Origin of the sequence: Microbacterium sp. UFMG61, from assembly GCF_015354505.1 — a bacterium.
Taxonomy (GTDB): domain Bacteria; phylum Actinomycetota; class Actinomycetes; order Actinomycetales; family Microbacteriaceae; genus Microbacterium.
Map to the genome: position 1 here is coordinate 18614 of NZ_JACAFP010000002.1, position 23054 is coordinate 41667.

Genomic DNA, 23054 nt, shown 5'->3' on the forward strand with positions numbered 1-23054 from the left:
GAGCACGACCCGCGAAGAACCGCGCGCTCCGGGGCGACGGTGTGCAGAGTACCCTCATGGCATGACCTTCAATCCCGACGCCGATGTCTCCGGAAGCACCGCCCGTCGCCGCGGGCGCGGTGCCGTGGTCGCCGGGGCGGGTGGCGTCGGGCTGCTCGGCATCATCGCCCTGATCGCGGGCCCGCTGCTCGGCATCGACCTGACGGGTCTGCTGGGCGGGGGAGGCGGCACCGGCGGCGGCGCGGAGCCGTCGGAGGGCAGCGTGATCGAGAACTGTCTGACCGGCGAGGACGCGAACGAGAACGTCGACTGCCGGGTGGCGAGCTCGCAACTGGCGCTCGACGGCTTCTGGGAAGATCACGTGGACGGGTACCGGGCCCCGGGGTTCATCATCGTCGACGGGGCGACGGCGACCGGGTGCGGAACCGCCTCGAACGCGGTCGGGCCGTTCTACTGCCCGCCGGATGAGACCGTCTACATCGATCCGTCGTTCTTCCAGCTGATGCAGCAGCAGTTCGGCGCATCCGCCGGCAACCTCGCCCAGCTGTACATCGTCGGCCATGAGTGGGGCCACCACATCCAGTACATCACCGGCGACATGGAGCGGTATCCGAACAACGGCACCGGTCCCGACAGCAACGGTGTGCGCATCGAGCTGCAGGCCGACTGCTACGCCGGAGCGTGGATCGGTCAGATGACGCAGGAGAAGGACTCGGACGGCGTCCCTTACCTGCTGGAGCCGACCGAGGCGGAGATCGCAGACGCGCTGAACGCCGCGAACACGGTCGGCGACGACAACATCCAGGAGCAGTCGTCCGGTTCGGTCAATCCCGAGAGCTTCACGCACGGCACCAGCGAGCAGCGCAAGTACTGGTTCGCGAACGGCTACCAGAACGGTCTCGACACGTGCGCCGAGCCTCTCACCGCCTCGGCCGGTGACCTGTGAGGCTGGACCCATGAACCTCGACGCGCTGTATCCGCCGATCGAACCCCACGAGACGGGGGAGTTGCTCGTCGGAGACGGGCACCGCGTCTACTGGGAGGTGAGCGGCAACCCCGAGGGCAAGCCCGTGGTGTTCCTGCACGGAGGCCCGGGGAGCGGCACCTCGGCCTGGCAGCGCCGCTTCTTCGATCCGGAGCGGTATCGGATCGTGCTCTTCGATCAGCGCGGATGCGGTCGCAGCACCCCGCACGCGAGTGCTCCCGACGCGGACCTGCGTTTCATCACTACGGCGCACCTGATCGCCGACATCGAGCTGCTGCGCCGGAATCTCGGCATCGAGGCGTGGCAGGTCTTCGGCGGGTCGTGGGGCAGCGCCCTCGCTCTCGCCTACGCGCAGGCGCATCCGGATGCCGTCAGCGAGCTCGTGCTCCGGGGTATCTTCACGCTGCGTCGCGAAGAGCTCGAATGGTTCTACGAGGGCGGTGCGGCAGCGCTCTTCCCCGATCTGTGGGAGGAGTTCCTCGCTCCGATCCCGATCCTCGAGCGCTCTCACATGATCGATGCGTATCACCGCCGTCTCTTCGATCCGGACCCTGCCGTTCACGCGCCGGCCGCCGTCGCGTGGTCGCGCTGGGAGGCGTCGACCGTGACGCTGCGACCGGATGCCGCGCAGATCGAGTCGATGTCCGACCCGCGCACAGCCACCGCGTTCGCCCGTATCGAGAACCACTTCTTCGTGCACCGCGGCTGGTGGACCGAGGGGCAGCTGATCGCCGGCGTCGAAGGCATCCGCCACATCCCCGCCGTCATCGTGCAGGGGCGTCACGACGTGTGCACGCCGATGATGACCGCCTGGGATCTGCATCGGGCCTGGCCCGAGGCCGACTTCGTCGTGGTCGACGACGCCGGCCACTCCGCGGCGGAGCCCGGGATCCAGGTCGCGCTGCGAGCGGCGACCGACCGCTTCGCCGGCTGACCCGCTCCGCGGTCGCTCAGGCGCGGAGCGCCGCGGCGAGCGTCGTGATCAATCCGACGGCGCCGCCGTGCGCCCGGAACCGCGTGAGACCTTCGCTGACGGCCGCACCCGTGCGAGCCGACACGAACCACGGGGGCTTCGGCAGGATCGTCCGGCGGCTGCCCCGCCCCGCGGGGCGCACTGCGCCGCCGACCCAGCGTGGGAACGGGCGGAACGGCGCGCGCAGCACCGAGCGCTCCACGCGGTCGAGCAGCAGGGCGTTGTGGACGACACCGATCCCGCTGCCGACCTCGTCGATCGTGTTGCCCGGGAAGGCGCCCCAGGTCAGCGTGGGCGTGATGAAGGCGAAGGCGGTCCAGCCGTTGATGGCGATCGAACCGTAGCGCAGGGCCGCGATCGCCCTCTCGAAGCCGTTGCCCAGCGACCTCTCGGTGGCCGGATCGATCAGCAGGTTGGCGCCGAGCGTGCCCTGCAGGCGCTCGTTCGCATACGAGACGGCCCTGTCGAGGAACTCCTGTCCGTGACCGGGCAGCGAGACGACTCCCAGCACCGGTGCGAAGTACTCGGTGTTCTGCAGCGCGGTGGCGTCGTCGTCCGCCCCGATCTCGACCAGCATCCGATCGCCCAGCACGAGCGCATCCGGGTAGTCGTGCGCCGCGCGATCCATGCGGGACGACGACCCCGGGTACCAGGTGGGTCGCTCGGGGGCGTTCGCGTACGCTCGGCGCAGCGCGGCCCGGAAAGCGTCGGCCTGCGCCCAGTCCGACGACAGGACGACGACCTGGCCGGCGATGCAGTTGTGTCCGCTGTTCTGCAGGCGCATGGTCGCGATGTGCTCTGCCTGATAGGTGAGATCGGCGTCGGTCCAGTCGCCCGGCACCACGATGATGGGCGAGACCCCGCCGAGCTCGGCGGTGATCGGCTTCTTCAGCTGCGGGCGGTTCTCGCGGCGGCGCCGGGTGCCGGCCGATCCCGTGCCCCAGACGATCGCATCGAACGTCGCGGCGGAGCCGGTGATGTGCACGTGCGCGAGGTCGGGATGGGCGGTCAGATACGCGCCGACGGCGGCGCCGCCGCGCACGATGCGCAGCAGTCCGAGGGCGATGAGCGGCGCGAAGGCGCGCTTGTACACGGGAACCAGCGAGTCCTGGGTCGGATTGACCTTGAGCAGAGCGGTGCGGTTGTGCGCCAGCAGCTCGTAGAGCACATCGAGCACGGGGATGGAGGTGACGTTGCCCGCGCCGAGCACGAGTCCGACGCCTCCCGAGTCGCCGGGGGTGCGCTGCGCGAGTCCCGCGGCGGATCGCGCGGCGTTCGGCGTGACTCCGGGCTCGAGCCAGACCTCTCCCGTGAAGCCCGAGAGCAAGAACCGGTCGATCCCGGTGAGAGGGAAGGCCTGCACGCGCGTGCGCCCACCCGGAGCGCGGTCGAGTCGGATGCCGTCGAGCGGGTTGGTGCCCGACGACAGGCGCGAGAGCGTCTCGATGTAGGCGTCGAGCGCGCCGAGCACGCTGTACGGACCGCTCAGCCATTCCTCGCCGCGCAGTGGATGACGGGAATCGAGACCCTTGGAGGATGCCGCGGTCGTCGCCCAGTCCTCCGCGACGGCGGCGGTGCTGGTGCGCACACCGCGAAGCAGTGTGACGCGTTGCGCGAGCGACAGGGCGGCCCAGGTGCGGGAGCCGATGTGCAGCTCGCCGATCGCGGCGTCGAGCCGTGCGCGCTCCCCGTCGCCGAGTTCCGCGGGATCGCTCGCGGGCTTCCGTGGCGCGGGCTTCTTCGCGGCGGGCTTCGAGGCGGCGGCTTTCGTCGAGGTGGACGGCGTGGTCGCAGAGGTCATCGGCGGCTCCTTCGGACGGGGTCCCAGCTTATGCGGGCGGTGCGACGTCGATGTCGGATCGACGCAGACGATATCGCCGCAGTGTGATGAGGCTCGCGGCCATGAGCGCGGCGGGAAGCACGCTGAAGCTCAGCGCGATGCCCGCGACGGCGGCATCCGGTTGCGCGGTCGAGGCTCCCGCGACCGTCGAGACGTACCCGGTCGCGGCGAGCATCAGCGCCACGGCGGAGGCGCCGAGCGCGAATCCCACCGTCTCGCCGGCGGTCCACACACCCGTGAACGTCCCCGCCTGCCCGCGACCTCCACCGCTCGCCCGCTCGTCGTGTGAGATCACGTCGGGGAGCATCGCCATCGGCAGGGCCTGCAGCCCCGCGTATGCCACGCCGGCGACCGCGACCGAGGCGTAGATCCAGGCGCCCGGCGACCACACGGCGAGGGTCAGGGATGCGGCGGCGATCAGGAACAGAACGCTGGCGATCGCGAATGCGCGCTCCTTGCCGACGCGCCGGGCCAGGGCCGCCCACGCAGGCGTCGCGATGAGGGCGGGGCCGACGAGAGCGATGAACACGAGCGTCACGGCGTCCTCTGATCCCAGCACCCAGGTCGCCACGTACTGTGCGGTTGCCAGCATCGTGCCCGTGGCCAATGCCTGCAGCAGGTAGGTGCCGAGCAGGGCTCGGAAGGGCTGGCTCCGACGCAGGACTCGCAGACCGGCCGCGTACTGCGCGCGCAGGCCCGCCGGGGGAGCGGTGTGGTCGGCGGGCGCCTCGGCGGGGGCATCCGCCGTCCGCGATGCCACCCACATGCCCAGGCCGATCGCGATGCCGGCCACGGCGCCCATCAGCAGGTAGCCCAGCACGGGATCCGATGCGGCGCTCCGCAGCTCGGGGCCACCCGCACCGAACAGCAGGATCGCGGCGGTGAGCACCACGACGCGCCATCCGAGAAGTCTCGTGCGCTCGTCGTAGTCGGAGGTGAGCTCGGCGGGCAGGGCGATGTACGGGACCTGGAAGAGGCTGAACGCCGTCGCGGTCGCGAGGAAGGCGAGCAGGACGCACACCGCTCCCGCGGCCGGGCCCCACGACGGCGGCACGGCGAACGTGGCCGCGAAGAAGAACGGAAGGGAGAGAGCTCCCGCGACCATGAATCCGCGACGGGATCCGGTGCGGGCGAGCTGTCGGTCGGATGCCGCGCCGATCACGGGATCGATCACGACGTCCCAGATCTTCGCGGCGGTCACGATGAGACCGGCCACGAGCGCGGAGACGCCGAGGTTGTCGGTCAGGAAATACGTCAGGACCAGACCCGGCAGCGTCGCATAGCCGCCCGAGCCGAGCGAGCCGACGGCGTAGAGCGCCACTGTTCGGCGGGACAGGCGACCCGGAAGTCGGCCGGACGGGCGGACGGACGCGCGCTCAGGTCGAGCCGGGGTGCTCATCGCGCCAGTGTAGCGGTGCGGTGGAGCAGACCCCGGGCTCGGATCGCGGCGTCCGATCGGCTCTCCGCCGAGCGGGATCAGTCGAGCGGGATCAGATGAGCGAGAGCTCGCGCAGCTTCGCCTCGACGTCGGCGTTCGACGGCTCGACGTGGTGAGAGGAGTCGGGGTAGACCACGACCGGGATGTTCGTGCGTCCCGAGATCTCCTTCGCGACGTCCGCGGCAGAGGGCTCTGCGACGAGGTCGACGTAGGTGTACTCGACACCGAGGGCGTCGAGCTGCTTCTTGGTGCGGATGCAGTCACGGCACCAGTCGGCGCCGAACATGGTGATCGCGGAATCTGCGGCAGTGGTCATACCTCAAGCCTAAAGCGGCGCAGCTGACGGTGGACCGGAAACGCGACATTGAAGAGTAAGGGTAGCCTTACCTATACTGATTGCATGAATCACGCGTGCGAGCATCTCGACGATCCGGACTGGGAGAACATCGAGGGCGCCGTGCTGATCGCCGGCGATGCCGCCGACGCCGGAGTGATCGCCGGTATCGCAGCTCGAATGCCCTGGGATGCCGAGGGAGTCATCCTCCTCGAAGCGGCCGCGCGCATCCAGTTCCGCCACATCGACGTGCCCGAGGGCGTGTCGGTGCGGTGGCTGCTCCGGGGCGACGGCGCGCGTCAGCACGCCAAAGGCGAGCGGCTCGCCAACGCCGTGCACTCCTGGCTCATCGAGTGGACGTGCTCCGAGCCGCCGGCTCAGTGGACCGTCTGGCTCGGTCCGCACACCCCGCCGCATGTCGCGCGCATGGCGCGCAGCCTGCTCGGCGTCGCGAACTGACGGGGCGCGGCAGGCGCGTTGCGTCAGACCGTGACATCGGTGCGCAGCGGTCCGTCAGACCGTGGCGAGTGCCGCGCCACCCATCGCCGTGCCGCCCAGGGTGGCGCCCGCCGTGATCGCGTCGAGCGCTCGCCGCAGCGATGAGCTCGAGGTGTGCGCCGTGTACGGGAAGTACACGACCTCGACCCCGACCACCGCGAACTCGCGCTCGAGGCGCAGGCCCTTGTCGGTTCCGCGCCAGTCGTCGCCCTTGAAGAAGTGCGTGAACTGCACGTCTCGCCAGGAGTCCATCTTCGATGGCGTGGTCTCGACGTACACGTCGTCGACGAAGGAGATGTGGCGGACGATCTCCGCCCGCTCCGCGGTCGGGATGACGGGCTCGATGCCCTTCACCTGCCGCAGCATCTCATCGCTGACGACACCCGCGACGAGGACGTCGCAGTGCTGCTTGGCGTGACGAAGAAGGTTCAGATGCCCGACGTGAAACAGGTCGAAGGCACCAACGGCATAGCCGATGCGCGTCCCCATGATCTCCCCAGATCAGTGATTCCCCAGGAGCGGATCCCCATCCGCTCAGCGACTCCCACAGCCGCACTCGGGCAGTCTAGCAGGTGTCGGTTTCGTCGCCCACAGGTGCACATGGAACTATGGATGCCGCAGCGGTTGCGTGCACAGGCGAAGGGGGATGCTCGTGGCGACAGCGGTCACCGTCATCGTGCCGACCTTCAACGAACGCGAGAACGTCGCGGAGCTGGTCGCGCGCACGGCGACGGCGCTCGCCGCCTTCGACGCCGAGATCCTGTTCGTCGACGACAGCAGCGACGACACCGCGGCCGAGGTCGAGCGCGTGGCCGCCGACGCCGAGATCCCCGTCCGGGGGATCCACCGCACCGAGAACACCGGTGGTCTGGGCGGCGCGGTCGTCGTGGGACTGCAGGCGGCGGCATCCGACCTCTGCATCGTGATGGACGGCGATCTGCAGCATCCGCCCGAGCTCCTCGCAGCCCTCCTGGCGCGCCATGCGGAGGGCGACGCCGATGTGGTCGCGGCCTCGCGGTACGTCGGCGGGGGAGACACGAGCGGTCTCGGCACGGCTGTGCGCTTCGGGGTCTCCCGAGCCGCGACCTGGCTGACCCGGGCGATGTTCCCCATCAGGCTCGCCCGCAGCACCGACCCGATGACAGGGTTCTTCCTCGTGGACCGGAGTCGCCTCGACCTCGACGCGCTCAAGCCGCAGGGCTTCAAGATCCTCCTCGAGATCCTCGCCCGCACCGATCTGCGCATCGCCGAGGTGCCCATGGAGTTCGCCGAGAGGCGGCACGGCACCTCAAAAGCCAGTTTCCGTCAGGGCGCGACGTTCGTCGCGCACCTGACGCGACTGCGATTCGGCAAGATGTCGCTCTTCGCGCTGATCGGCGCGATCGGCGCCGCCGCGAACCTCGGCATCATGTGGGCGCTCACGGCCCTCGGGGTGCCCTATATCTGGGCGGCGATCATCGGCGCCGAGGTCACCATCGTGGGCAACTTCATCCTTCAGGAGAAGTTCGTCTTCGCCGACATGCGCACCGACGCCCGAGGGCTCGGCCGTCGCTTCGCCGCCTCGTTCACGTTCAACAACGTCGAGGCCGCGCTGCGCATCCCCGTGATGGCGCTCATGGTCGAGACCTGGCATATATCCAGCGTGCTCGCGACCGGACTTTCTCTCATCGTCGCCTTCTTCGCGCGATTCCTGTTCCACTCGCTCGTCGTCTACGCGCCGGCGAGGCGCGACCGGAAGGGTGCCACGGACGCCGAACCGAAGCCCGACACCGCGACGTTGCGCGTCATCAGGGCGATCGACGCCGAGGCGATGAAACCCGGCGAGCTCTAGACAACCGGTTCCACAAACCGATATACAACCTGGTAACTTCCCGAAAGAACCATGGCAGAGGTTTGAGGAACGGCCGAGAGCGGTATTGGATGAGTCCGGCCGTTACCGAATCTATATGTTTTACGATTCGTCCCCCGAGGCGGCTGCCCCCTCCCGAATAGGTGCCCGAATGCGTAACTCCCGACATCGTCATGCCCTCTTGCCCTCCTCAGCGCTCCTCATCGGTGCGCTGATCCTGACTCCGTACACAGCGAGCGCGTCGACGACGCCCGATGACGTGCAGCCGACCACATGGACCGATACGTTCAGCCGAACGACCGAGGCCGGATGGGGAGACGGATACGTCTCGACCCCGGCCGCGGATGCGTCGGTGTCTGATGATGTCGGGCGCATTCGCGTCGACGGTGGCAAGCGCTCCATCCACGAGGCGACCGACGCCCGATCGACGGACGGAACGGTCGGCGCAACCGTCAGCTTCTCCGCTGTCCCGACGAACGGGAACGGCGCGACCGCCATCGTCACGACGCGCAACAGCGACTCCGGTTACTACGGCGCACGCTTCCGCCTCGACACCCAGTCGCGCGGAGTCCTGTCGCTTGCGCGGTACGGTGCGGACGATTCCGAGACCGTCCTGCGGCAAGACCTTCTCCTCATCGGCGATGTCCCCCAGAACGCATCGATCCGGGTCGAGATCGACACCGAGGGCGTCGACGACGTGCGAGTGCGCGCCCGAGCCTGGATCGTCGGTCAGCCTCAGCCCGACTGGCAGGTCTTCGCGACCGACAGGTCGGCCGACGCGGTGACGACCTCCGGAACTCCCGGCGTCCAGACGTACATGTCGGGCGGCAACCGTGCGCTCTTCGTCCGCGTCGACGACCTCACGGTCGACGCGGAGGACCTGCAGGTCACGCCTGCTCCCGAGCCCGAGCCCGAGCCCGAGCCCGAACCTGCTCCTGCTCCGGCCCCTGCGCCTGCTCCGGCTCCTGCTCCGGCGCCTGCTCCGGCTCCTGCTCCGGCGCCCGCTCCGGCCCCTGCTCCTGCGCCTGCTCCTGCCCCTGCTCCGGCTCCTGCGCCCGCTCCTGCTCCCAGCGGCACGGCCGCGGGATCGGTGCCGGTCGGACAGGCCAGCTATCCGGCACCGGCTGGCGCCATCTACGCCGTGCCGGCGGGATCCCGGGCCTCGGGCACCGGCTCTGCATCGAGCCCTGTGGCCGGGGCGCAGAAGGCGATCGACTCGGCTCCCAGCGGCTCGACCATCGTGCTCCGCGCCGGCACCTACCGAGAGAGCATCGCGGTTCCGTTCAACAAGAAGCTCACGATCCAGTCCGCGCCCGGTGAGGCGGTGTGGTTCGACGGCTCACGTCCGGTGACCGGATGGGCGCAGTCGGGTAGTACCTGGGCCGCCCCATGGAGCACGTTCTTCGACTCCCGTGTCTCCTTCAGCGTCAACCAGGACGAGACCGGTTCATGGGTCAACAAATCCAACCCCATGGCCGGATTCCCCGACCAGGTGTGGTTCGACGGGCAGCCGCTGACGCAGGTCGGCAGCCGCTCGGCCGTCACCTCGGGTACCTTCTTCGTCGATCAGTCGGCACGTCAGCTCGTCATCGGATCGGACCCGAACGGACATGGCGTCGAGGCGAGCGCTCTGTCGAAGGCCATCAAGATCCAGGGCGCGGGAACGACGGTGCGCGGCATCGGCGTCCAGCGGTACGCGACCACCACGGCCCTTCTCGGCACGGTCAGCGCCGAGGTCGACGGGATCACGCTCGAGAACATGGTGATCCGCGACAACGCCACCGTCGGGCTCTTCGCGTGGAACAACGACAAGACGTTCCGCAACCTCACGGTCACAGGCAACGGTCTGCTCGGGATCGGCGTGAACGCCGCGAAGAACTTCACCATCGAGAACTCGGTGGTCACCGGGAACAACACGTCGAAGTTCAACTACGCGCCGGTCGCCGGTGGAGTGAAGATCTCGCGCGGCACGAACGTGACGGTGAAGGACAGCATCATCTCCGACAACGTGGGATCGACCGGCCTGTGGTTCGACGTATCGAGCTCGAACGTGAAGGTCATCGACAACGTGTTCGAGGGCAACGGTCGTGAGGGACTCGAGATCGAACTGAGCCAGACCGCTGTGGTCGCCGGCAACTACATCGTCAACAATCTCAACAGCGGCATCTTCGTGTTCGACACCGCCGATGTCGACATCTGGAACAACACTCTGGTGGGCAACGGGCGGACGATCACCTACATGCAGGATGAGCGCCGTCAGGAGGTCTCGAGCCTCGTGTCGACGATTCCGTGGATCACGCGCGATGTCGTGGTCCGCAACAACGTTCTCTCCTACGGCGGGCAGGCCTGCCCGATGCTCTCGCAGGATCTGACGAACCGCTGGTTCGGCAATGACTTCGGGATCTCTCAGGACGCGAACCTGTACCACCGGGCCTCGGCGTCGGCCCCGGCGAACTTCGCCTGCTGGGCTGCCGGGTCCAGCGGTACGCGAGGGTTCACGACGATCGAGGAGTTCCGCTCGCACACGGGCGGCGACACGAAGTCCGTTCTCGTCCAGGGTTCGCCGGTCGTCGACGCGGGTACGTGGCAGCTGACGGCTGCGAGCCCCGTGACCGGCGCATACCCGCTGCCGTCGAACGTCGCGAGCGCCCTGGGAGTCGGGACCGACACCCGCAAGGTCGGTGCCCTTCAGCCGCCCGTGGCTGCGCGCTGATCGAGAACCAAAAGCGATAGTCGTCGGCTGAGCTCGCCTTCGGGCGGGCTCAGCCGACGAGCACCATGCGTCGTCGCAGTCGTCCTGACCGCAGCGCCTGCTCGAGTGATACGGCGCGGAGACCGCGCCGTTCGTATTCGTCGAGCACATCCGCGATCAGGGCGACGCGGTCGAACGGCGTGATCGCGGGGTCGTCCACGCCGTCGGCTCGACCGGCGCGGGCGTCGTGCGCGAGCAGCACCGTGCCCGGACCGACTCCGGAGATCGCGCGGGCGAGACGCTCCGAGTGCGCGGCATCGCGACCGTCGAGCACGCTCGTCGTCCAGAGCACCGGAGTCATCCCGGCGCGACGAACCGCCCACCACGTCGGCACGGAGAGCGCACCGTAGGGGGGCCGGTACCAGCGGATCGTCTCGCCGGTGCTGCGCTCCAGCTCGGCACGGGAATCGATCAGCATCCGCTGGGCCTCCGCGCGAGAGAACGACGTGAGGCGGCGGTGATCTGCTCCGTGCAGGGCGATCTCATGACCCTCGGACACGATGCGGTCCAACAGCTCTCGGTGCTGGCGGATCCGGGTCAGGAGTACGAAGAACGTCGCGGTCGCGCCTCGGGCGGCGAGCTCATCGAGGATCAGGGGCGTCCATTCGGGATCGGGACCGTCATCGAGGGTGAGTACGACGACGGGTTCTGCGGTACGCACTCCCACCGCTGATCGGAACACGGGGGATGCGCCGCGGGCGACGCGGCGCAGCGCTGCGCGCGCCCGACGGCTCTGAGACGTCCGCTTGGTCTCGCGGGCGTACTCCGGCGCGGCAGCGCCGAGAGCGCCCTCCACCAGGCCGATGCCCCGCTGCACTTCGCGGGCGCCGGTCGCGCGTCGCCCGAGCGACCCCGACAGCGTACCCGCGACTCGGCGGGTGGCTCCCCGGGCGGCCCAACCGGCGCCTTTGACGAGGTTCCGCGCGCGAGATGTCGCCCGCGCACGTGAGCCGTCGGCGAGTCGGAGCTCGACCACCGACTGCGTCTGGCCATGGTGGCGAGCGCGAGCCAGAGCGAAACTCCGGGTCGCTCTGCCGTCTTCGAGCGAATCCTCGGCGACGGATTCCGGGCAGGCGACCACACGACCGCCGGAGCGGACGATAGCGCGAGTGAACAGGGTGTCCTCTCCGCCCGAGAGACCGAGGGACGTGTCGAAGGAGATACCCGCCGACCGGATCTGGGCCAGATCGAGCAGCAGGTTCCCGGCGCCGGCGGCGGGGAGCGACTCGCCCTCAGCGCGTCGGGGGCGGGCGAACAGCCCGGAGGCGAGAACCCACGGGTCGGTGCCGGGCGGGAACTCGGTATGCACGTGACCCGCGACGGCTGCGGCGCCGGTGCTGCGCCAGGTCTCGACGAGTGCGCTGAGCCAGTGCGGGTGAGGCACTTCGTCGTCGTCGATGAATGCCAGCAGATCGAAGCCCGCGGTGACGTCGAGAGCGTGCTGTCTGGCTGCGGCGATCCCCGGAGTCGGCTCGGGCGCATACGTCACGAGCACGGGAAGGCCGTCCGCCGTGGCGACCTGCTCGGCGCTTCCAGCCGGATCGTTGTCGATCACGAACACCTCGGCGTGGATGCCATCGTCCAGCTCGGCGAACCTCTCCGGGAGAACGGCCAGCAGACCGGCGAGTCGCTCGGGTCTGCGATAGGTCGGGATCGCGACGGCGATGCGGATTCCCTCGGTCATCGTGATGCCCGACGCAGGGAATGCGCGGATCGGAACGCCTCCGCGTGTGCAGAGCCGACGGTCGACCAGTCGCGCTGGGACAGATCGGGTGTGCCGCCGAGGTTTCCGATCGAGTCGCGTACGCGGGCGAGGTCGTCGTCGGCCAGTTCGCCGTCGAACAGATGGACCCACCCATCACCCACCTCGACGGCGAGCGCCCTGTTCACCTCATTGTCGGGGACCAATACGGGGCGTGCCACCGAGAGCGCCGCGAGCGCGGTCCCCGAGTTGTGCATGTGCCGGTAGGGCAGAACGATGAACTCGGCTTCGGCGATGCGGCGCACCAGCTCCGATTCGTCGAGGAACCGGAAGTCGAACTCGATGCGCTCGTCGCCGCCGGCGAGGGCCGTGAGCTCGCTCGCGAGATCGTCGGTGGAGGGTCGTCCGGCGACTGCGAGAGTCGAGCCCTCGGCATCCAGAGCTGTGAAGGCCTCGATGAGCTGCTCCACCCCCTTGTACCGCCGGATCAGACCGACATACCCCATCCGTCCCGGCGTCGCCGGAGGCGCGGGATGCTGGGCGAACCAGTCGCGGTAGTGCCCATGGAGGATGGTCTTCCTCGCCTGTCCGACCGGCACGGGGGTGTCGTCGTTCAGGGCGATCGACAACGTCGTGAGACGGTCGAGCCGGTCGAGCAGTGCGAGGTCGAGCCGCGACATGTCCGACGGGCGCTCGAGGTTGTGCAGCGTGCGCACCACGGCGACGCGGGTCAGGCGCAGCCGGATCAGAAACGCGACCGTGAGCAGTCGTCGCGCGATCCGTCCCGAGAGCTTGTGTCCGCCCACGAGCAGTTCGGGCCAGTGCACGTGGAAGACATCGAGGCGCCCGAGGACGGCGCGCCGCCAGCTGAAGAACGACAGGTCGATGCCGGGCGTCTCGTCCAGAGAGGTGCAGAGCTGCACGAGGTACGGATTGGTCGTCGGGCGGAGCCGGGTGAGGGACTCCATGACCACGAGCGGGCGCCGTCGCGTGCTGAGTGCCAGCGAGTACCACCCGCGGACGACCTGTGGGAGCCGACTCTCGGACCAGCGGGAGTGCGGGTGGCCCGGCGTCGTGCTCGTGTCGCGGAGAGCTTCGGCCAGACGATCGGGCAGGTTCGGGGCGACGGCGCTGACGACGCGAGCGTTGATGTCGGCCAGCGTCGGCGGACCGCCCAGGTCGAGGCACACCACAGGGAGCCCCATCGCGCTCGCCTCGCCGACGATCCATCCTGCCTGATCGTGCATCGAGGGGAAGAGGAGCGCATCGGCAGAGGCGAGGGTGTCGAGGGTCTCGTCCCGTGAGAGATGTCCGCGGAAGTCGACGCGGTCAGCGATGCCCAGATCCCCCACGAGCCGTTGCAGGCGACGCTTCTCGTAGCCCTCTCCGAGGATCTGCAGGCGCCAACCGTCAGCGGCCGGGCGCGAGATCGTCTCGATCGCGAGTGCGGCGCCCTTCCATGCGAGAAGGCGTCCTGCGAACACCGCCGTTCGACCAGAGCCGCTTCCCCGGTGCGGGGGGATCTCCGTGCCGAATGCCGCGTTGGGCTCGACGACGATGTTCCTCGCCCGGCGGAAGCGTCGGGCGACATCGGGGTTCTGCGCGACGACCAGCGCTGCGCGGCGTGCGGTGGTGTCGCCCCATACCGCTCTCGGAATCGCGGTGAGCGCGGAGCGTGCCACCTCCGTCACCGTGCCGCGTACTCCGAGCCAGCGGCGCAGCTTCGAGATCGGCACCCTGCTCGCGCCGCCGACGGGCCCCCAGACGACCGGAGCCTCGAGTCCCGCGATGCCGCACGGCATCCAGTCGTTCGCGAAAGTCACGTGGTGGGCGAGGTCGAACGCCAGGTCGGCATGCAGCCGAGCCGCAGTCCTGCCGGCCAGCCGCTGCCACAGCGCGTAGTACCAGTACAGGTCCCAGCCGCGCCGCTTCCAGCGCATCACCCTCGCGGGCAGATCGATGTGGACCACCGTCACCCGCTCTGCGAGCTCGGGCGCGGCGGCCAGTGCCGCGGCGATCGAGTCCCGGAAGCGCTCGCGCGTCAGGATCCACACGTCGCCGGTCTCCGCGGCCGCACGCGCAACCGCCCATCCGGCCGACGCCTCGGGCCCTTGGTCGGGGCCGCAGGCATACGCGCTGATCAGGATCCGAGGCCTGCGCGCCCCGTTCAGAGGGTCGACGACGGTCATGAAAAGTCCTCCCCTTCGCTGAGGCGTCGGCGTCGCTCCCCAGATGCGGGCCCCCTCAGCAAGGCATACTCTATCTGGTGAATGCGGGCCCTCACCGGGGTTCGACAGAGGGGACGCGCCGAATGGCCACTGCGAGCTTTACCGATTCCATGAGGCGTCTGGCCTCCGCACAGAAGGGGCGCGCCAAGGGCGCTCCCGCCTACAGCGTCTATGTGAACCGCCCTGTGGGACGGGTGTTCGCGGCGGCTGCGCACACGATCGGGCTCTCGCCCAACGGTGTCACAGCAGTCAGTGCGGCGTTCACGTTCTCGGGAATCCTGGTGCTCGCGCTCGTCGACCCGTCGTGGTGGACGGGCATCGTGGTCTGGCTTCTGCTGGCGATCGGCTACGCGCTGGACTCCGCTGACGGTCAGGTCGCCCGGCTTCGCGGCGGGGGGTCGTTGGCCGGTGAATGGCTCGATCACTTCATCGACGCGATCAAGATCGTCTCGCTGCCGATCGCGACGGCGATCGGGCTGTACCGCTTCTCCGACCTGCCGATGCCGTACGTGCTCGTCCCGCTGGCGTTCGCGATCGTCGCCACCGCGACGTTCTTCGGCATGATCCTCAACGATCTGCTGAAGTCGTCGAAGGGGATCGCCTCGTCTGCGGAGACCGGAGGCGGCGGGGCGTTGCGCTCGATCATTCTGCTGCCGGTCGATTACGGGATCGTGTGCCTGGTGTACGTGCTGTGGGGCTGGGCGACGGTCTTCGCCTTGGCCTACGCGTTCTTCTTTGCCGCCGCGGCAGCCTTCTGTCTGCTCGCGGCCGTTCGCTGGTTCCGCGCGATGCGCAGCCTGGGAACCGGCGGTGCGAATGCCTGACGATGCGACGCTCGCGATCGTCGTGGTCAACTACGGCTCGTCAGCGCTGATCGAGCGCAACCTGGTCACCGCAGCCCGCGAGCTGGCGCACGCGCAGGTGTACGTCGTCGACAACCGCTCGACCGACGCCGAAGCCCGTGCGGTCATGGATCTGGTGGAACGAGAGGGGTGGGTCGCGCTGCTGCAGCCCGAGAATCTCGGGTTCGGAGCGGGCGTGAACCGAGGAGTGGAAGCCGCGAGGCGTGAGGGGCGAACGCGATTCCTTCTCATCAACCCGGACGCATCGATCGGGGCGGCAGCCGTGCACCTGCTGCTTGCGGCGGTCGACTCCGATGAGCGGGTCGTGGCGGCTCCCGTGGTCGAGGACGGCGCAGGGCGCGTCTGGTCGGCGGGTCACGTGCTCGACCTCGAGGACGGAGCGACTCACGGACGGGTATGGGCCGAGCGCAACCCCGGTGCGCGTGTGCGACGGTGGCTCACGGGCGCCGCGCTGATGATCAACGACGCGGCATGGGTGAGCGTCGGCGGGTTCCAGGAGGACTACTTCCTCTACTGGGAGGATGTCGATTTCTCGCTCCGCATCGAGGATGCCGGTGGCCGACTCGTGCTGGTCGAGGCGGCGAAAGCGCTGCACGACGAGGGCGGCACCCAGGGGATCGGCGACCCCGATGTGCATGCCAAGTCGCCGCTGTACTACTACTACAACGTCCGGAACCGGATGCTTCTGGCGGACAAACTCTTCGACGCGGAGACTGTCCGCCGCTGGGATGCCCGAGCCACCGCGGCGGCTCGGGAGATCCTGCTGCGTGGTGGGCGTCGCCAACTGCTGCGCCCGTGGCGCCCGGTCTCGGCGGTCTGGCGCGGATGGCGCGACGGACGGCGGATCGCGCGGCACGGGCGCGCCGGTTCCGCTGGAACCCCCGTCGGATAGAATCACCCCGTCCGTCGAGGCTTCGACGGCCGGCATCAGGGGAGTGGATGATCATGGTCGACGCATCGGATGGAACCGGACAGGGATCGTCTCGCAGGAAGTGGCTGTGGGTCGGGATCGCGGCCGCGATCGTCGTGGTCGCAGCGATCATCTCTTTCGCCGTCACCTCGGGGTCGGGGGACGACGCGAAGCCGTCGCCGAGTCCGACCTCGTCGACGTCGTCGTCAGCGACTCCGTCAGCGACTCCGTCCGAGGAACCGGGCGATGCCGACCCCAGTGCCGACCCGGGCGCACAGCCGACGCCCGATCCGTCGGCGACATCAGAGACGATGCCGGAGCTCCCACCTGTCGCCCCGGATGAGCCTGCCGACAACCGCGCGGGCCTGGTCGCCGAGATCTCGGCGATGAAAGCCGTCGACGGGGAGGCGGTCCAAGCCGGCGAGATCGGCGGACCGGCCGTGCAGTTCACCCTCACGCTGACGAACGACACGGATGCCCCGGTCGATCTCGGCCTCATCGCGGTCAACGCCTACATCGGCGAAGAGCGCACCCCGGCGGGTGGCCTCGTCAAGCCGGGCGCCGCCCCGTTCGAGGGCACGCTGGACGTGGGGGATAGCACCGAGGGTGTGTATGTGTACACGATCCCGGAGGACCAGCGCGACGACGTCACTCTGACCGTCGACTATCGCGCCGGCGAGCCCGCATTCGTCTTCCGCGGCCGAGTGGGATGAGCTGCTCGGACGAAGGTCTACATCTCCGCTGGACTTGCGTCTTGCCGAGATGAGCGGTATGCCCTAGGCTCAGCGCAGGGGAAAAGGCTGTCTGTGGGAGACGGTCTTCATCAAGCGGCGTTTCGACGTGCGCTGTGCAGAACTCTGGGGAGACAAAAGTGCACATCAATTGGGGTGGCCGTATCGTTGCGGCCGAAAAGCGCGGCGTCCGTCGTTCGCGCGGCGTATCGCTGTTGGGAGCGATCGCCACAGCTCTGGCTCTGACCGTCGGTGCGCTCACCGTTCCGGTCGCCGCCGTGGCAGACACGACGCCCGCAGCGGGCACGCCCGAGACTTTCGCTGCCGACGCGCTGCCGACCGTTCAGATCGACGGCGTCGTCTATGCGCAAGAGGTCGTCGGAAACACCGTGTACGTCGGCGGCAGCTTCGCGAAGGCGCGTCCCGCCGGGGCCGCGGCGGGCACGAACGAGACCCCGCGAGCCAACCTGCTGGCCTACGACCTCACGACCGGTGCTCTGATCACCTCGTGGAACCCCGGCACCAACGGCACCGTCCTCGACATTAAGAAGTCCGCCGACGGCTCGCGCATCTACGTCGCGGGCATGTTCTCACAGGCGGCCGGGGTGTGGCGCTACCGCGTCGCGGCCTTCGACACCGCCACCGGAGCACTGATCACCTCATGGGCTCCGGAGGCCAACGGACGTATCGACTCTCTCGCCGTCACCGACGGCGCGATCTACATGGCCGGTGAGTTCACGACCATCAACGGCACGCAGCGCACGAAGGTCGCGTCGGTCTCCCCGGCCAACGGATCGATCACCGGCTTCACCGCCGACGTGCAGGGCGGATACGGCGCGAAGGGCGTCGTCGTCTCGCCCGACAACAGCAAGGTCGTCATCGCCGGATCCTTCACATCGGTGAACGGATCGACGAACCCGGGACGCGGCATCACCGCACTCGACGCGAACACCGGCACGCTCATGCCGTGGGCCATGAACAGCGTGCTGCGAAATGCCGGCACCGTCGCCGCCATGTACTCCCTGTCGTCCGACGGCGACAGCGTCTACGGAACGGGCTTCGACTACGGCGGAACGTCACAGGACGGATTCGAGGGTGGATTCCGCGCCAACTGGAGCGACGGCAGCCTCGTCTGGATGGAGGACTGCCACGGCGACAGCTATGACATCGCCCCCACCGGAGACACCATCTACGTGGTCGGACACCCGCACTATTGCGGCAACGTCGCCGGCTTCCCCGAGACGAACCCGCGGTCCTACAAGCACTCGCTCGCGTTCGCGAAGGCCCCCAGCGGGCAGCTCATCACCAACGACACTCAGGGCTACCGCAACTTCGCCGGTCAGCCGTCGGGATCATTGCTCCAGTGGTATCCGGAGTACGTGCCCGGGACGTACACCGGGCAGTCCCAGGGGCCCTGGCAGGTCACGGCCGCGGGCGACTACCTGCTGATCGGTGGAGAGTTCCTCAAGGTCAACGGCGCAGCCCAGCAGGGCATCGTCCGCTTCGCCAAGAAGACTGTGGCACCCAACAAGCAGGGGCCACAGGTGCAGGGCGGAGCATGGACCCTCAGCGCCACGTCGTTCCAGACCGGTGTGAACCGTCTGTCGTGGAACGCGAACTACGACAGAGACAACCAGAGCCTGCACTACCTGGTCTTCCGCCAGGACAAGGGCATGACGACCCCGATCTTCGAGACCGATCAGGTATCGAACTTCTGGACGCGACCCGCGATGTCGTACAAGGACTCGACCGCGGTGCCCGGCACCACCTACAACTACCGCATCCGTGCGGTGGACTCGTTCGGCAACAGCACGCAGAGTGACTGGACACCGGTGACGACGGCGGCTGCCGGTGTGTCGACCGCCTACGACGAGGCGATCCTCGCGAGTGGGGCCGTGGACTACTGGCCGCTCACCGAACCGAGCGGCACCACCTCGTTCGACTGGGCAGGCGGAAACGACCTCGTGGTCGCGGGCGGCACTCGCGGGACGGCCGGTCCGAACCTCGCGACCCCGTCGACGGCCACGACGTTCAGCGGAACGAGCAGCTCTGCCGCGCGCACGACGACCTCTGTCGTCGGCCCGAAGACCTTCACAGTCGAGGCGTGGTTCAAGACGAACAGCACTCGTGGCGGCAAGATCGTCGGCTTCGGATCCTCGGCGACGGGCAACTCCTCGAGCTATGACCGTCACGTCTACCTCGACAACTCCGGGCGTGTGACGTTCGGCGTCTACACGGGCTCCACGCAGACGATCACGAGCGCAACCGGTTTCAACGACAACAAGTGGCACCACGTCGTGGCGTCGCTCAGCGCGACCGGCCAAGTCCTCTACCTCGACGGCGTGAAGATCGGCGATCGCACCGACACGGTCGCGGCGCAGGATTACACCGGGTACTGGCGGATCGGCGGCGACAACCTCGGCTCCTGGCCGAGCGTCGGCGCGAGCTCGTACCTGAACGGCGCGATCTCGAACGTCGCCGTCTACGACCGGGCACTCACCCGCAGCGAGATCGACGCGCACTGGGTGGCCAGCGGCCGCACGACGACGATCCCTGCCGCTCCGGCCGATGCGTACGGCAAGTCGGTGTTCGACCTCGACCCGACGCTGTTCTGGCGTCTGAGCGAGACCGGCACCGCGACGACCGCCGCGGACTCCGGCATGAACAAGTCGACCGGTACGTACACGGGCAGCTCGAGCGTGCTGGTCAAGGGGCAGACGGGAGCGATCTCCGGTCTTTCGAACACCGCGGTGCGGTGGGCCCCGACCACGGGCACGACCACAGCTCGCCTCGCGGGGACCAAGCAGTACCCGAACCCGCAGATCTTCTCGGTCGAGGCCTGGTTCAAGACCACGACCTCGGCGGGCGGCAAGATCGTCGGCTTCGGTGACAGCAACAGCGGCCTGAGCAGCAGCAACGATCGTCACATCTACATGACGCCGGACGGCAAGCTGAACTTCGGTGTCTACACCACGGCGCAGAACCTCATCTCCACCACGGGCTCGTACAACAACGGCCAGTGGCACCATGTGGTCGGCCAGCTCTCGGGCGACGGGATGAAGTTCTACGTCGACGGAGCCCTCGTGGGAACGAATCCGAACAAGACGGCTCAGAACTACAACGGCTACTGGAGAGTCGGGAACGACACGGGATGGGGCGGTGCGACGACGTTCACCGGCACCATCGACGAGGTCGCGGTGTACAGCACCGCGCTCACGGCCGACCAGGTCAACGAGCACTATCAGCTCGGCGCGTTCGGCTCCGTGAACCAGGTGCCGACGGCTGCGTTCAGCGGGATCCCGACGAACCTCGATGTCGCCTTCGACGCGTCGACCTCGGTCGATCCCGACGGCGCGATCGCCTCGTACAGGTGGGACTTCGGCGACGACGCCACCTCGACCGAGGGGCCGGCGGCTGCACACACCTATGCGGCGGGGGGAACCTACCAGGTCAAGCTCACCGTGACCGATGACCGCGGCGCCACCGCCACGGTCACCCAGCCAGTGACCGTGCAGGCGGCGAACGTGATGCCGACGGCGGCATTCGACGCCGTGACGACTCACATGAGCGTCGCGGTGGACGCCTCGGCCTCCACCGATTCCGACGGAACACTGGCCACGTACTCGTGGGCGTTCGGTGACGGTGCGGTGGGAAGCGGCAAGACCACGACCCACGCCTACACGACGCCCGGCGAGTACACCGTCACCCTGACGGTGACGGACGACCGCAGCGGCAGCGCCACGACCACCAAGCAGGTCGTCGTGGATCTCGCACCCAACGTGCTCCCGACAGCATCGCTCGCAGCGACGATCAACAACCTGGCAGCCTCGCTCGACGCCTCGGCGTCGGCCGATTCCGACGGCCAGATCGTCTCGTATGCCTGGGACTTCGGTGACTCGACGCCTCAGACGACCACCACGACGCCGACGACGACGCATGACTATGCCGCCGGCGGGGCGTATACCGTCACCGTGACCGTCACGGACAACCGCGGCGGAACCGCGACGGCCTCGAAGCCCCTGACTGCGGTCGAGCCGCCGAAGTTCACCGTGATCGCGAACGACAAGTTCGCACGCACGGTGTCTCCGGGATGGGGAACGGCCGAGGTCGGCGGAGCCTGGACCACGTCCGGTGGCAACGCGAGTTTCTCTTCCACCGGGACCGCGGGACGGATCGTCTCGAACATCTACGACACCCGAGGAGCCATGCTCAACTCGGTCTCGTCGAAGAACTCCGATCTCACGGTGAAGTTCACGGTGGACCGCACGGGTGCCGGTTATTCGTGGACGCTGATCGGACGACAGGTCGGATCGGACAACTACTCGGCGCGTGTGCGCTTCGAGGCGGGCAACACCATGCGTCTGTACATCCTGCGTGGTGAGACCGCCATCGGATCCTCGCTGGTCCTGCCCGGCACCTACACCGCCGGCACGGAGCTGTCGGTTCGCCTGCAGGTCACCGGCACCTCGCCGACGACCGTCCGCGCGAAGGTCTGGTCATCCGCGAGCGCGGAGCCGACGGCATGGCAGCTCTCGGGCACCGACTCCACCGCGGCTCTGCAGAACCCGGGGTCGGTCGGTCTGCTGACCTACCTGGGCGGCAGCTCGGTCACTCCGAACGCGACCATGGAGGTGCGCTCGTTCTCCGTGGTCGATCCCAGCGCTCCGACAGCACCCAACCAGCTCCCGTCTGCGGCGTTCACGCCCACGACGGCGGGGCTGAAGGTGTCTGTCGACGCGGCGGCATCCACCGACGCGGACGGAACGATCCAGTCCTACGCGTGGACCTTCGGAGACAACTCGAACGCCACGGGCGTGACGGCGACCCACACCTATGCTGCTGCAGGAACGTACCCCGTCACCCTGACCGTGACCGACGACCGCGGAGGCGTCAGCACCAAGAAGATCGACGTCACGGTGGCTCCGGCGCCCAACCAGGCACCGGTTGCAGCGTTCACCCCGACGGTGACGGGCCTCTCCGTCGCAGTCGACGGAGCCGCGTCGTCCGATCCGGACGGAACGATCCAGTCTCACGCCTGGACGTTCGGTGACGGCGGCACCGCCACGGGGGCGACCGCATCGCACACCTACCTGGCGGCGGGCACGTTCGACGTGACGCTCACGGTCACCGACAACTCGGGGACGACCACGGCCGTGACCAAGCAGGTCACGGTCACCGCGCCTCCGGCCAACCAGCCTCTGGCCACGGACGCCTTCGGACGGACGGTCGCCGCAGGCGGGTGGGGGTCGGCTGATCTCGGCGGCGCCTGGACGCTCTCCGGCGGGGCGGCCGCATACAGCGTCGCCGACGGCAAGGGCATCGCATCCCTTGCTCCGGCTTCGACGAGGACGGCCCGACTCGGGCTTTCCGGCACGGACGCCGTGATCCGCGTGTCGATCTCGGCTGACGCGGCCGCCACGGGCGGCGCGGCGACCGCGACGGTCATCGGCCGACAGGTCGGCGCATCCAACTACTCGGCCCGCGTGCGGTTCGAGGTCGGCGGAGGCGTTCGGCTCTACCTGCTCCGCGACGAGGTCGCGCTCGGGTCGTACCTGATGCCTGGATTCACCTACACTCCGGGAACGGCGCTCAACGTGGCGTTCTCGGCGACGGGCACGGCGCCGACGGCGTTGGCCGCCAAGGTCTGGGTTGCGGGGACGACGGAGCCTGCCACCTGGCAGACCACGGCGAACGACACCACCGCCGCCATGCAGGCGGCGGGTACAGTCGGCCTGATGAACACGGTCTCGTCCGCATCCACGGTGCCCACCACGGTCTTCCGCTGGGACGACCTCACGATCACCAAGCCCTGATCTCACCACCTGACAGCGCACCACAGACGACCGTGCCGGGACCCGGAGCATCGGGTCCCGGCACTGTCGTCTGTGCTCGAAGGTCGAGCCATACCGCCCGACGCTGAGTCGTGCCTCAGCGCCGATGGCCTGTCGAGG

15 protein-coding genes are annotated in these 23054 nt (G+C 68.6%); 9 read left to right on the forward strand and 6 right to left on the reverse strand.

Translation table 11 applies throughout. The annotated features are described in order from the left end of the window. Window positions 1–61 precede the first annotated feature (61 nt). Together IXW21_RS02030 and pip are read left to right on the forward strand one after the other, a co-directional pair. Complete coding sequence (locus IXW21_RS02030; RefSeq protein ID WP_194762608.1) at window positions 62–946, forward strand: neutral zinc metallopeptidase; 885 nt, start codon at window positions 62–64, stop codon at window positions 944–946. A 10-nt stretch (window positions 947–956) separates the two neighbouring features. Further along, a complete protein-coding gene (gene pip, locus IXW21_RS02035) occupies window positions 957–1919 on the forward strand; it encodes a prolyl aminopeptidase (protein WP_194762609.1) in 963 nt (320 codons plus the stop codon). 16 nt (window positions 1920–1935) lie between these two features. Here pip and IXW21_RS02040 read toward each other — a convergent pair whose 3' ends face one another. From IXW21_RS02040 to IXW21_RS02050, 3 genes are all read right to left on the reverse strand, one after another. Further along, window positions 1936–3759, reverse strand: a complete 1824-nt coding sequence (locus IXW21_RS02040) for an aldehyde dehydrogenase family protein (protein WP_194762610.1) — start codon at window positions 3757–3759, stop codon at window positions 1936–1938. A gap of 28 nt (window positions 3760–3787) precedes the next feature. Next, window positions 3788–5197 (reverse strand): MFS transporter, encoded by a 1410-nt coding sequence (locus IXW21_RS02045; protein WP_194762611.1) that lies wholly within the window; start codon window positions 5195–5197, stop codon window positions 3788–3790. A 91-nt stretch (window positions 5198–5288) separates the two neighbouring features. Continuing rightward, window positions 5289–5552 carry a glutaredoxin family protein gene (locus tag IXW21_RS02050; RefSeq protein WP_194762612.1) on the reverse strand — a complete coding sequence of 88 codons (264 nt, stop codon included), beginning with the start codon at window positions 5550–5552 and terminating at the stop codon, window positions 5289–5291. A gap of 84 nt (window positions 5553–5636) precedes the next feature. On the opposite strand from IXW21_RS02050, the gene IXW21_RS02055 reads away from it, so the two are divergent. Beyond that, the gene (locus IXW21_RS02055; protein WP_194762613.1) at window positions 5637–6029 is read left to right on the forward strand and encodes an SIP domain-containing protein; all 393 of its coding nucleotides are present in this window, start codon (window positions 5637–5639) and stop codon (window positions 6027–6029) included. A gap of 54 nt (window positions 6030–6083) precedes the next feature. On the opposite strand, the gene IXW21_RS02060 is transcribed toward IXW21_RS02055, so the two are convergent. After that, complete coding sequence (locus IXW21_RS02060) at window positions 6084–6557, reverse strand: adenylyltransferase/cytidyltransferase family protein (RefSeq protein ID WP_194762614.1); 474 nt, start codon at window positions 6555–6557, stop codon at window positions 6084–6086. Between the two features lie 157 nt (window positions 6558–6714). Here IXW21_RS02060 and IXW21_RS02065 point away from each other — a divergent pair, with 157 nt between their 5' ends. Both IXW21_RS02065 and IXW21_RS02070 read left to right on the forward strand, forming a co-directional pair. Next, window positions 6715–7899: a glycosyltransferase gene (locus IXW21_RS02065; RefSeq protein ID WP_194762615.1), complete on the forward strand. Its 1185-nt coding sequence runs from the start codon at window positions 6715–6717 to the stop codon at window positions 7897–7899. Window positions 7900–8098: 199 nt separating this feature from the next. Beyond that, window positions 8099–10630, forward strand: coding sequence for a right-handed parallel beta-helix repeat-containing protein (locus IXW21_RS02070; protein ID WP_194762616.1), 2532 nt, complete (start codon window positions 8099–8101; stop codon window positions 10628–10630). A 49-nt stretch (window positions 10631–10679) separates the two neighbouring features. Here IXW21_RS02070 and IXW21_RS02075 read toward each other — a convergent pair whose 3' ends face one another. Both IXW21_RS02075 and IXW21_RS02080 read right to left on the reverse strand, forming a co-directional pair. Continuing rightward, a complete protein-coding gene (locus tag IXW21_RS02075; RefSeq protein WP_194762617.1) occupies window positions 10680–12353 on the reverse strand; it encodes a polysaccharide deacetylase family protein in 1674 nt (557 codons plus the stop codon). Next, window positions 12350–14560, reverse strand: coding sequence for a glycosyltransferase family 4 protein (locus tag IXW21_RS02080; protein ID WP_194762618.1), 2211 nt, complete (start codon window positions 14558–14560; stop codon window positions 12350–12352). The genes IXW21_RS02075 and IXW21_RS02080 overlap by 4 nt, the downstream gene beginning before the upstream one ends. 149 nt (window positions 14561–14709) lie before the next feature. Between IXW21_RS02080 and IXW21_RS02085 the strand changes: the two genes are divergently transcribed. From IXW21_RS02085 to IXW21_RS02100, 4 genes are all read left to right on the forward strand, one after another. Further along, window positions 14710–15423 (forward strand): CDP-alcohol phosphatidyltransferase family protein, encoded by a 714-nt coding sequence (locus tag IXW21_RS02085; RefSeq protein WP_228528091.1) that lies wholly within the window; start codon window positions 14710–14712, stop codon window positions 15421–15423. Next, window positions 15416–16354, forward strand: a complete 939-nt coding sequence (locus tag IXW21_RS02090; protein WP_194762620.1) for a glycosyltransferase — start codon at window positions 15416–15418, stop codon at window positions 16352–16354. Before IXW21_RS02085 ends, IXW21_RS02090 begins: the two co-directional genes overlap by 8 nt. A 47-nt stretch (window positions 16355–16401) precedes the next feature. Next, window positions 16402–17085: a hypothetical protein gene (locus IXW21_RS02095; protein WP_194762621.1), complete on the forward strand. Its 684-nt coding sequence runs from the start codon at window positions 16402–16404 to the stop codon at window positions 17083–17085. Window positions 17086–17243: 158 nt separating this feature from the next. Next, window positions 17244–22916, forward strand: coding sequence for a PKD domain-containing protein (locus tag IXW21_RS02100; RefSeq protein WP_194762622.1), 5673 nt, complete (start codon window positions 17244–17246; stop codon window positions 22914–22916). Window positions 22917–23054 lie beyond the last annotated feature (138 nt).

Excerpts from the sequence above, each read along its gene's own strand:
- IXW21_RS02095 (WP_194762621.1), top strand. The coding sequence starts at position 16,402 with ATGATCATGGTCGACGCATCGGATGGAACCGGACAGGGATCGTCTCGC.
- IXW21_RS02080 (WP_194762618.1), bottom strand. The coding sequence starts at position 14,560 with ATGACCGTCGTCGACCCTCTGAACGGGGCGCGCAGGCCTCGGATCCTG.
- IXW21_RS02045 (WP_194762611.1), bottom strand. The coding sequence starts at position 5,197 with ATGAGCACCCCGGCTCGACCTGAGCGCGCGTCCGTCCGCCCGTCCGGC.
- IXW21_RS02030 (WP_194762608.1), top strand. The coding sequence starts at position 62 with ATGACCTTCAATCCCGACGCCGATGTCTCCGGAAGCACCGCCCGTCGC.
- IXW21_RS02060 (WP_194762614.1), bottom strand. The coding sequence starts at position 6,557 with ATGGGGACGCGCATCGGCTATGCCGTTGGTGCCTTCGACCTGTTTCAC.
- IXW21_RS02040 (WP_194762610.1), bottom strand. The coding sequence starts at position 3,759 with ATGACCTCTGCGACCACGCCGTCCACCTCGACGAAAGCCGCCGCCTCG.
- IXW21_RS02050 (WP_194762612.1), bottom strand. The coding sequence starts at position 5,552 with ATGACCACTGCCGCAGATTCCGCGATCACCATGTTCGGCGCCGACTGG.
- pip (WP_194762609.1), top strand. The coding sequence starts at position 957 with ATGAACCTCGACGCGCTGTATCCGCCGATCGAACCCCACGAGACGGGG.
- IXW21_RS02065 (WP_194762615.1), top strand. The coding sequence starts at position 6,715 with ATGCTCGTGGCGACAGCGGTCACCGTCATCGTGCCGACCTTCAACGAA.
- IXW21_RS02055 (WP_194762613.1), top strand. The coding sequence starts at position 5,637 with ATGAATCACGCGTGCGAGCATCTCGACGATCCGGACTGGGAGAACATC.
- IXW21_RS02075 (WP_194762617.1), bottom strand. The coding sequence starts at position 12,353 with ATGACCGAGGGAATCCGCATCGCCGTCGCGATCCCGACCTATCGCAGA.
- IXW21_RS02090 (WP_194762620.1), top strand. The coding sequence starts at position 15,416 with ATGCCTGACGATGCGACGCTCGCGATCGTCGTGGTCAACTACGGCTCG.
- IXW21_RS02085 (WP_228528091.1), top strand. The coding sequence starts at position 14,710 with ATGAGGCGTCTGGCCTCCGCACAGAAGGGGCGCGCCAAGGGCGCTCCC.